8 protein-coding genes and 1 pseudogene are annotated in these 9,961 nt (G+C 66.6%); 7 read left to right on the forward strand and 2 right to left on the reverse strand.

The features are described 5' to 3' along the window. The first annotated feature begins 60 nt into the window (after window positions 1-60). From QRN07_RS17030 to QRN07_RS17060, 7 genes are all read left to right on the forward strand, one after another. Window positions 61-1,059 carry a DNA topoisomerase IB gene (locus QRN07_RS17030; protein WP_050685244.1) on the forward strand — a complete coding sequence of 333 codons (999 nt, stop codon included), beginning with the start codon at window positions 61-63 and terminating at the stop codon, window positions 1,057-1,059. Between the two features lie 60 nt (window positions 1,060-1,119). Beyond that, entirely contained in the window at window positions 1,120-2,547 is a 1,428-nt protein-coding gene (locus QRN07_RS17035) for an FAD-dependent oxidoreductase (RefSeq protein WP_285241698.1), read from the forward strand. A gap of 79 nt (window positions 2,548-2,626) precedes the next feature. Beyond that, entirely contained in the window at window positions 2,627-3,982 is a 1,356-nt protein-coding gene (locus tag QRN07_RS17040; RefSeq protein WP_285241699.1) for a helix-turn-helix domain-containing protein, read from the forward strand. Window positions 3,983-4,092: 110 nt separating this feature from the next. After that, window positions 4,093-5,616, forward strand: a complete 1,524-nt coding sequence (exaC, locus tag QRN07_RS17045) for an acetaldehyde dehydrogenase ExaC (RefSeq protein ID WP_056596864.1) — start codon at window positions 4,093-4,095, stop codon at window positions 5,614-5,616. Window positions 5,617-5,620: 4 nt separating this feature from the next. Continuing rightward, window positions 5,621-6,028, forward strand: coding sequence for a DUF779 domain-containing protein (locus QRN07_RS17050; protein WP_285241700.1), 408 nt, complete (start codon window positions 5,621-5,623; stop codon window positions 6,026-6,028). A 161-nt stretch (window positions 6,029-6,189) separates the two neighbouring features. Continuing rightward, window positions 6,190-7,740, forward strand: a complete 1,551-nt coding sequence (locus QRN07_RS17055) for an amino acid permease (protein WP_056596867.1) — start codon at window positions 6,190-6,192, stop codon at window positions 7,738-7,740. Between the two features lie 69 nt (window positions 7,741-7,809). Next, window positions 7,810-8,430, forward strand: a complete 621-nt coding sequence (locus tag QRN07_RS17060; RefSeq protein ID WP_050685250.1) for a TetR/AcrR family transcriptional regulator — start codon at window positions 7,810-7,812, stop codon at window positions 8,428-8,430. A 12-nt stretch (window positions 8,431-8,442) separates the two neighbouring features. On the opposite strand, the gene QRN07_RS17065 is transcribed toward QRN07_RS17060, so the two are convergent. Both QRN07_RS17065 and QRN07_RS17070 read right to left on the reverse strand, forming a co-directional pair. Then, window positions 8,443-9,078 carry a DUF2461 domain-containing protein gene (locus tag QRN07_RS17065; protein ID WP_285241701.1) on the reverse strand — a complete coding sequence of 212 codons (636 nt, stop codon included), beginning with the start codon at window positions 9,076-9,078 and terminating at the stop codon, window positions 8,443-8,445. A 192-nt stretch (window positions 9,079-9,270) separates the two neighbouring features. Next, window positions 9,271-9,961: pseudogene (locus tag QRN07_RS17070) on the reverse strand (hypothetical protein); the annotation flags it as partial.

Consider the following 9,961-nt stretch of genomic DNA (forward strand, 5'->3'; position numbering starts at 1 on the left):
CCCGGCATTGATCAGTAGGCTTGCTTTTATGACATCAGCGGAACTGCCGGCCACCGCCCCATGAGGCTCCGGCGCAGCAACGCCTCAGGGCGTGGATACCGGCGCATCCCTGCCGGAAAAGGGTTCAGCTACCGGGACCTGGACGGCTCCACCGTGCCGGCCGGCGACGTCAGGGACCGACTGGACAGCATCGGGATCCCGCCGGCGTGGACGGACGTGTGGATTGCCCCGTTCGAAAATGGCCACATCCAGGCCACCGGGGTGGACGCCGTGGGGCGGCGGCAGTACATCTACCATCCGGAATGGCGGCAGCGGAAGGACCGGCTGAAGTTCGTCAGGTCCCTGCAGCTGGCCGAATCCCTGCCATCGGCCCGGCGGCTGGTCACCGTGGACCTCCGCAGCGAAGGCTTCTCCCGCGAACGGGTGCTGGCCGGGGCGTTCCGGATGCTGGACAGCGGATCACTGCGGGTGGGCTCCGAACGGTACACCAACGAAAACGGCAGCCGCGGGCTGGCCACCCTGCTGTGCGCGCACGCCCAGGTCCGCCAGGACAGGATCCTGCTGGCGTTTCCCGCCAAGAGCGGCAAGGACTGGGAATCGGAAATCCGCGACGCCGACCTCGCCGCCCTGGTGCGCCAGCTCAAGAAGCGCGGCGGCAAGGCCCGGCTGCTCGCCTACAAGGAGGGCAGGAACTGGCGCCCGGTCACCAGCTCCGACATCAACGCCTACGTCAAGGAACGCACCGGCTCCGACTTCACCGCCAAGGATTTCCGCACCCTGCGCGGCACCATTGCTGCCGCCGGCAGCCTGGCCCGGACCGGTCCGCGGCCCACCGTTGCCAAAAGGAAGCGGGCCGTCAGCGCCGCCATGCAGGCTGCCGCCGAGGTGCTGGGCAACACCCCGTCCATCGCCCGGAAGAGCTACGTGGACCCGCGCGTGCTGGACCACTACAACAATGGCGAGACCATCGACCCCAAACGGCCGGACTCCGCCGAGTCCGAACTGCGGGCGCTGCTTTACCGGGAAGGCGCGGTGGTTCCGCTGGCCAAAAGCGGCTAAGGCCTAGAATTGGGAACTGTGCGCCGGTGCGGCGCACCCGCATCGTCAGAAGGGCCCCCGGTGACCAACCACAGCGCCTCCGCCGCCACCCGTCCCCTCCGCGTCGCCATCGTGGGGGCTGGGCCCGCAGGTGTGTACGCCGCCGATATCCTCACCAAATCCAGCGGCGTCAAGGACGGCGACTTCGAGGTCAGCATCGACCTCTTCGAGGCCTATCCCGCACCCTACGGCCTGATCCGCTACGGCGTGGCCCCTGACCATCCCCGGATCAAGGGGATCGTCAACGCATTGCACAAGGTCCTGGACCGCGGCGACATCCGCTTCCTGGGGAACGTGGCCTACGGCAAGGACCTCACCCTGCACGACTTCCGGGCCTTCTACGACGCCGTGATCTTCTCCACCGGCGCCATCCGGGACGCCGACCTGGACATTCCCGGCATCGGCATGGCCGGCTCCTACGGCGGCGCGGACTTCGTATCCTGGTATGACGGCCACCCGGACGTCCCCCGGGAGTGGCCGCTGGAGGCCCGGGAAATCGCCGTGATCGGCAACGGCAACGTGGCCCTTGACGTGGCGCGCATGCTGGTCAAGCACCCGGAGGAACTGCTCAGCACCGAAATCCCGGACAACGTCTACCAGGGCCTGAAATCCTCACCTGTCACCGATGTGCACGTCTTTGGCCGGCGCGGCCCCGCCCAGGTCAAGTTCACGCCGCTGGAGCTGCGCGAGCTCAGCCACATGAACGACGTGGACATTGTGCTGTACCCGGAGGACTTCGAGTTCGACGAGGCCTCCGATGAGGCCATCCGCAGCAACAACCAGATCAAAACCATGGTGAACACGCTGACCAACTGGCTTGTCGAAGAGCACGCCGAAGCCGAGGAACCCTCCTCCCGCCGGCTGCACCTGCACTTCCTGCACAGCCCGGTGGAAATCCAGGACGGCGGCACAGGCTCCGTCTCGGGGATCAAGTTCGAGCGGATGCAGCTGGACGGCACCGGCAACGCCAAAGGCACGGGGGAGTTCGCTGAATACCCGGTCCAGGCCGTCTACCGGGCCATCGGTTACCACGGCTCGCCGCTGGCGGAACTGGAATTCGACGCCAAGCGCGGTGTCATTCCCAATGAGGGCGGCCGGGTCCTCGACGCTGCCGGGGCCGCTGTCCCCGGTATCTACGCCACAGGCTGGATCAAGCGCGGACCGGTGGGCCTGATCGGCCACACCAAGGGCGACGCCCTGGAAACCATCGGCTTCCTGCTGGAGGACAGGCTCACGCTGCCGCCGGCGCAGAACCCCGACCCGCAGGCCATCATCGACCTCCTTGAGGAGCGCGGCGTCGAATACACCACGTGGGAGGGCTGGAACCGGCTCGACGCCCACGAAGCCGCCCTGGGCGCCGCCTGGACCGCGGACGGGTCCAGCGGGGTGGCCCGCGAGCGGATCAAGGTGGTTCCCCGGGAGGACATGGTCCGGATTTCCCGCGACTGAGGATCCCGCCCGGGGACTTCCGGGCGGGGTTAGAATGGCCGGGCCGGCAGCCTGATGCCGCCCATCACCTGGGAGTTCAATGCCGAACGTGAGCCAGCCGCCAGGTGCGGCCACCACCCAGCGTGCCGCCATGGCCGGCCACGAGTTCCTGGACCACGGAGTGCCCGGCGGAACACCCGAGATCCCGGGCCTGCGCCGGCTGATCCGGGAGTCCTGGCAACGGTCCGCGCGCCTGCAGGCCAACCCGGATAACCCCGCCGCCCCGCTGGCCCTGGACCGGGACGAGTTGGAGGACTACCGGCGCCGCCACCCGCTGGCCGCGATCATGCCTGTGATCAACCGGCTCCTGGTCCAGCCCAGCCACGACAGCGGCCTGCTGGTGGCCGTGGGTGACGAGGTGGGCCGGCTGCTGTGGGTGGACGGCGACCCGGACCTGCAGCGCCGGGCCGAAGGCATGATGTTTGTCCCCGGCGCGGACTGGTCCGAAGCCACCGTGGGGACCAGCGCCCCCGGAACCGCGCTGGCCCTGGGCCGGGGCATCCAGATCGCCGGGGCCGAGCACTACCAGCGCGCGGTGCACTCCTGGAGCTGCACGGCCGTGCCGTTCCACGACCCCGACTCCGGCGCCGTCCTGGGCGTTGTGGACATCACCGGCAAAGCCTCCGCCGTGGCGCCGCACACCCTTTCCCTGGTGGAGGCCACGGTGGCCGCGGCGCAGGCCCAGCTGCGGGTGGAACGGCTCCAGCTCGCCGCGTCCCTTGCCGGCAGGCCCGCCAGGCGGCGGTCCGCGGCGCCGCCGGCGGCAGTCCGGGAAGGCAGCCTCTACCGGAACAGCCTCCAACTGCTGGGCCGGGACCAGGCGCTGCTGAGCCTGCAGGGCCGGACCGTTGCGTTGTCCGCCCGTCACAGCGAGATCCTGGCCCTGCTCAGCACCCACCCGGACGGGCTCAACGCGGAGGAGCTCAGCGGGTTGCTGTACCCGGGGGAGGGCTCCACCATCACCTTGCGCGCCGAGATGGTCCGGCTCCGCAAGATCCTGCAGCAGCTTCATCCGGACGCCGTCCCCACCTCCCGGCCGTACCGGCTGCCCGTTGACGTGGTCCCCGATTCGGGGCAGGTCCTCAGCTGCCTGCAGCGGGGGGCCCACCGGATGGCCCTGAAAATCTACGGTGGGGCGGTGCTGCCGCGCTCCGAGGCGCCGGGAATCATCACCTTGCGGGGCAGGGTCTCGGCCCTGCTCCGCGACGCGATCCTCACCGACGGCAGCGCCGAGTCACTGCTCCGGTACGCCGAACTTCCCGAGGCAAGGAACGACGTCGGCGTCCGGCGCGCCGCGCTCCGCCTCCTCCCTGCCCGCTCACCCAAGCGGGCGGCAGTTGTGGACGAACTGGAACGGATCGACGACGAACTCCGGGCATCCCCGGCAACCCCCTGACATTCCTCCTCCGGGTTGCAACCTTGCTGCAACCTGCACCCTCCTAGGCTGGCTGCAACGGCGGGCGCCCGCACCAGGCCGCCGCCTCATGCACAGCAAAGGAGCTCGCAATGACTGTTTACGCACAGCCCGGCACCGACGGATCGAAGGTCACCTTCAAGGACCGCTACGAGAACTGGATCGGCGGCGAGTGGGTGGCCCCCGTCAAAGGCCAGTACTTCGAAAACATCACCCCCGTAACGGGCAAGCCCTTCTGCGAAGTGGCCCGGGGAACCGCCGAAGACATCGAACTGGCACTGGACGCGGCCCACAAGGTGGCGCCGTCCTGGGGCAAGACCTCCGTGGCCGAGCGCGCCGCCATCCTGAACAAGATCGCCGACCGCATCGACGAAAACCTGGAAATGCTCGCCGTCGCCGAGTCCTGGGACAACGGCAAACCCGTCCGCGAGACCCTCAACGCCGACATGCCCCTCGCCGCGGACCACTTCCGCTACTTCGCCTCCGCCGTGCGCGCCCAGGAAGGCAGGCTGTCGCAGCTGGACGAAGACACCACTGCCTACCACTTCCACGAGCCCCTGGGCGTGGTGGGCCAGATCATCCCGTGGAACTTCCCCATCCTTATGGCCGTCTGGAAGCTCGCGCCGGCCCTCGCTGCCGGCAACGCGGTGGTCCTGAAACCGGCAGAACAGACGCCCACTTCCATCCTGGTGCTGATGGAGCTGATCGGTGATCTGCTCCCGGCCGGGGTCATCAATGTGGTCAACGGATTCGGTGTTGAGGCTGGCAAACCGCTCGCCTCCAGCTCCCGGATCCGGAAGATCGCCTTCACCGGCGAAACCACCACCGGGCGCCTGATCAGCCAGTACGCCAGCCAGAACCTCATTCCGGTCACCCTTGAACTGGGCGGCAAGAGCCCCAACATCTTCTTCAACGACGTGGCCCAGGAAAACGACGCGTTCTACGACAAAGCCCAGGAGGGCTTCGCCCTGTTCGCGTTCAACCAGGGCGAGGTGTGCACCTGCCCGTCCCGCGCCCTGGTCCAGGACGGGATCTACGATTCCTTTATGGCCGACGCCATCGCCCGGGTGGGCAAGATGGTGCAGGGCAACCCGCTGGACACCGACACCCAGGTGGGCGCACAGGCATCCAACGACCAGCTCGAAAAGATCCTCTCCTACCTGGACATCGGCAGGCAGGAAGGCGCCAAGGTCCTCATCGGCGGTGCCCGGGCAGAACTGTCCGGCGACCTGGCCGGCGGCTACTACGTCCAGCCCACGGTGTTCGAAGGCCACAACCGGATGCGGATCTTCCAGGAGGAAATCTTCGGCCCGGTGGTATCGGTCACCCGGTTCAGCGACTACAACGACGCCATGGGCATCGCCAACGACACCCTGTACGGCCTGGGCGCCGGCGTTTGGTCCCGGAACGGCAACGTCGCCTACCGTGCCGGCCGGGAAATCCAGGCGGGCCGTGTGTGGGTCAACAACTACCACGCCTACCCGGCCGGTGCCGCGTTCGGCGGCTACAAGTCCTCGGGCATCGGCCGTGAGAACCACGCAATGATGCTGGACCACTACCAGCAGACCAAGAACCTCCTGGTCAGCTACGACGAGAACAAGCTCGGCTTCTTCTAAGCCGATGACTGCAGAACCGATCAACGCCGCCGTGACGCTGCCCGGGGAAGACTTTTCCCGGGTGGCGCTCACGCCCGCTGCGGTGGACCTGCTCGCCAAGCTGTGGGAGCAGCACGGCCCGCTGATGTTCCACCAGTCCGGCGGGTGCTGCGACGGGTCTTCACCCATGTGCTACCCGGCCGGCGAATTCATCACCGGCGACTCCGACGTGCTGCTGGGCCGCTTCGACGTCTTCGGCGGCACCGACCCCCAGCCCCTTGAGTTCTGGATGTCGCGGGAGCAGTTCAATTACTGGAGCCACACCCATCTCACCGTCGATGTGGTGCAGGGCCGCGGGAGCGGGTTCTCGGTTGAGGCACCGGAAGGCAAACGCTTCCTGATCAGGTCAACGCTGATGGATTGGCCCGCCTGAAAAGGCGTACCGATCGGCGTTGGCACCGGGCCGGTGCCCGGCCGTGTGCTGCGGCCGGGCACCTCATCCGTCTCAAAATTTGAGACGAATATAGCCGTCCAGTGGATGGACACTATCGTTGATAGGTCTGTTTCCAGCCAAAACCAGGATTGTGATCCCCAATGAACCTTCGCCGGACAAAATCCATTGAGCAGTCGATTGCCGACGCCGATGAACCCGGGCGCAAGCTCAAACGCTCACTGAGTACCTGGGACCTGATGATCATGGGCGTCGCCGTTGCCGTGGGGGCCGGAATCTTCTCCGTGGGCGCCAAGGCTGCCGCCAACTTCTCAGGCCCCGCTGTGACGCTGTCCTTCGCCATCGCCGCCATTACCTGTGCGCTGGCCATCATGTGCTACGCCGAATTCGCCACCGCGATCCCCGTGGCCGGCTCCGCGTATGTTTTCACGTACGCCACCATGGGCGAGCTGCTCGCCTGGATCATCGGCTGGAACCTGATCCTGGAACTCTTCACAGCGGCCGCGGTGATCGCCAAGTACTGGGGCATTTACCTCAGCAACGTGTTCGCGCTGATGGGTGCCGACGTTCCGCCGGCCATCTCCCTGGGTGGCGTTGACCTCTACTGGGGCGCCTTCCTGATCGTTGCCATCTTCACCGTGCTCTTGGTGCTGGGCACCAAGCTGTCCGCCCGTGTGGGCAACGTCTTTACCCTGATCAAGATCGCCGTGGTCCTGTTTGTGATCGTGGTGGGCTTCACCTACGTGAAGTTTGAAAACTACGCCCCGTTCATTCCTGCGGCCGAGCCCACCGCCGGCACCGGCGCTGCCGACGTCCTCAAGCAGTCGTTCTTCGGGTTCCTCACCGGGGCGGCCCCCGCGCAGTACGGCACGCTGGGCGTCTTCGCCGGTGCTGCGCTCGTGTTCTTCGCCTTCATCGGCTTCGACGTGGTGGCAACCTCAGCCGAGGAAGTGAAGAACCCGCAGAAGACTCTCCCGCGCGGCATCTTCGGTGGCCTGGCCCTCGTGACCATCCTTTACATCCTGGTTTCCCTGGCGCTGACCGGGATGGTGTCCTATACACAGCTGGCAGAGGCGGAGAACCCCACCCTGACCACCGCCTTCGAAGCGGTGGGGGACACCACCGCTGCCAAGGTCATTGCGTTCGGTTCCCTGGTGGGCCTGACCACAGTGATCATGGTGCTGCTGATGGGCCTGTCCCGCGTGGTCCTGGCCATGAGCCGCGACGGCCTGCTGCCGCGCTCCCTGTCCAAAACCAGCGACAAACGCTCCACCCCGGTGCGACTCCAGATCATCTGTGGCGCCGCAGTTGCCGTGGTGGCCGGTTTGACCAACGTGGACCTGCTCGAGGAAATGATCAACATCGGCACCCTCTCCGCCTTTGTGGTGGTGAGCCTGGGCATCCTGGTGCTGCGCCGGAAGCGCCCGGACCTCAAGCCCGCCTTCCGGGTACCCTTCGGGAAGGTCCTGCCGGTGGTCTCCGCAATCCTGTGCCTCTACCTGATGACCAACCTGGCCGTGGAAACCTGGATCTTCTTTGTGATCTGGCTGCTGATCGGGCTGGCCATCTACTTCGCGTACGGGCAGCGGCACTCACGCCTCAACGAGCGCTTCAGCGCGGCCAGCACGGCGGTGAACGGGACTGCCGCCCCGGAGTCCCAGCCCGACGACCGCGACGAGTACACCCGCGCCTGACCATCCGTATCTGCCCGCCCGGGTCCTCCCGGGCGGGCAGAGCCATGCCCGGCTCCTAGGATTGATCCCATGGCACGCCTGACCCGCCCCGAACGTAAAGCCGAGCTCCTGGGCGCCATCCTGGACTACCTGATGGATAAAACCCTTGCCGAGGTCACCTTCCGCAGCCTCGCGGAAGGCCTCGGTGTGAGCTCCTACGTGCTGGTGTACCACTTCGGCAGCCGCGAGCAACTGATCACCGACATTGTGGTGTCCATCGAATCCCGCCTGGACAGGATGCGGAACACCGACGTACGGGACATCGACAGGGACGCCTGGCGGGACTTCCTGCTCGAATCCTGGCAGTGGACCATGGCCCAGCGGAACCGGCACCTGACCCGCCTGGAATTCGAAGCCACCGCCCAGGACATCGTTGCCGCCGAACCCCGCGGCACATCCCAACAGCACTTCCGGCTGCTGCACCACAAAACCCGGGACTGGCTGCAGGTTCAGGGCATCGCCGAAGAGTTTGCGGACACCGACGCTCGGCTCTTCACTGCAACCTTTTACGGCCTGCAGTTCGACTTTGTGGTGATGAATGAGCCGGAAGCCGCCACCAACGCCTTCCGGCTTATGCTGGCGGTCTTCTTCACCAACCTGGACACCCGTCTCCTGGCAGCAGCGCAGCCGGCCCCGGAAACCCCCGCCTAGCCCTACTTCCAGTCAGGGCGCAGCATGCCGGCCCATCCACTCAACCAGCGGACGCAACGCATCCCACAGTTGCGCGGTTTCCTGTGCCGCTGCGGGCGTAGCAAGCCAGTCCGGCCGGCCAAGGTCCTTGCCGGCTGCCAGGGTCCTGTACCGGAGGAGATCCGCCCGCGGGTGGTTCGAGGGAAAACCGCGCGGCACGTTCCGTAGCGTTTCGCCCTCCACATCGAAACCTGTCGCTTCCAGTGCTTCGACGATGCGCCGGAGCGCCTCACCGGTCCCGGCCGCATCCACCGAGTTCCGGTACCTGGCAAGCTGCGCCGGCGAAACGGTGTGGCAGCCAGCCCCCACTGCCAGGCCGTCCGCTCCGATGTGCAGGTAATACCCGAGGCCTTCCTGCACCGCGGCGAAGGCGCCCTGCGCCGTTTTGTAGGGCGGGCCGTTCTGGAAAAACCGCATGTCCCGCTGGGGGCGGAACACCTTTCCCGGGCCGAACCGCGGTTCGAGCCCGGCCAGGAGCGCCAGCAGCGGTTCCCGCACCAGCGACCGGTAGCGGGGGCTGTTCTCCAGCCACCACTCCCGGTTGTTGTTTTCCTGGAGCTCCGCGTAGAACCCGAAAGCACCTGAGGGAATGCCCTGGAACGTTGTCATACGCCGATCCTAGGCAGGCCCGGGAAAAGCCGATACGGAGCACTGAGCCTATGTGGATAACGCGGGCCGGGACTCATACAGGGGAAGCGAATTCCAGCTGGACTGCTCCCCAGGAGCCGGCCGGAGAAATCCGGTTCCGCCTCGTGGGGAGCAGCGCCAGGAAGCCAGGGGCTCTGCCGCGAAGGACTCCCGTTAAAGGACGGCGGGGGTTGCGGCGGAGGTTTTCGCGGTGGTGTTGTAGCCGGTTTTGGTTCCGGTGACGGTTACGGTGAGGGTTTTGCCGGTATCGGTTGCGACGGGTTTGTAGGTGGCCGCGGTGGCGCCGGTGATGCTCACGCCGTTGGCTTTCCACTGGTACGCCAGCGTCACTGGTGCGGGTCCCCAGGTGCCCGGAACTGCGGTCAGCGTGGAACCGACCCGGGCGGTGCCGGTGATGGTCGGAACCGGTGCCGCCAGGGTGCCTTTCGCGACCACGGCTGTGGCTGCGGAGGTCCTGGATACTGCGGGGTACCCGGCCTTGTTTCCGGTGACCTTCACAGTGATGGTCTTGCCGTAGTCGGCGCCAACCGGAGTGTAGGTTTTCCCTGCCGCGCCGGTGATGGCGGTCCCGGAACGGAACCACTGATAGCTCATCGCATCCGGTGTAGGTGACCAGGTTCCTGGGACTGCCGTCAGGGCCCGGCCCACCTGTGGGGTCCCGCTGATGGAGGGTACCGGAGTTGAGGACCAGATCCATCCCGCATTTAGGGTGTACGTCTTGCCCCAGCTTGCGTTGCCGCTGTAGCCGTAGATTTTGATGTAGGCCCGGCCCACCGGAAGGTTTATTTGTTGGCTGGCGAGCCAGGTGCCGTCGGCGTTGTTGCCGGTGAGGTCGAAGTTGTAG

Source organism: Pseudarthrobacter sp. MEB009, from assembly GCF_030208875.1.
Lineage (GTDB): Bacteria > Actinomycetota > Actinomycetes > Actinomycetales > Micrococcaceae > Arthrobacter.

Coding starts and splice junctions, on each gene's coding strand:
- QRN07_RS17030 (WP_050685244.1), top strand. CDS start 61: ATGAGGCTCCGGCGCAGCAACGCCTCAGGGCGTGGATACCGGCGCATC.
- QRN07_RS17040 (WP_285241699.1), top strand. CDS start 2,627: ATGCCGAACGTGAGCCAGCCGCCAGGTGCGGCCACCACCCAGCGTGCC.
- exaC (WP_056596864.1), top strand. CDS start 4,093: ATGACTGTTTACGCACAGCCCGGCACCGACGGATCGAAGGTCACCTTC.
- QRN07_RS17050 (WP_285241700.1), top strand. CDS start 5,621: ATGACTGCAGAACCGATCAACGCCGCCGTGACGCTGCCCGGGGAAGAC.
- QRN07_RS17055 (WP_056596867.1), top strand. CDS start 6,190: ATGAACCTTCGCCGGACAAAATCCATTGAGCAGTCGATTGCCGACGCC.
- QRN07_RS17060 (WP_050685250.1), top strand. CDS start 7,810: ATGGCACGCCTGACCCGCCCCGAACGTAAAGCCGAGCTCCTGGGCGCC.
- QRN07_RS17065 (WP_285241701.1), bottom strand. CDS start 9,078: ATGACAACGTTCCAGGGCATTCCCTCAGGTGCTTTCGGGTTCTACGCG.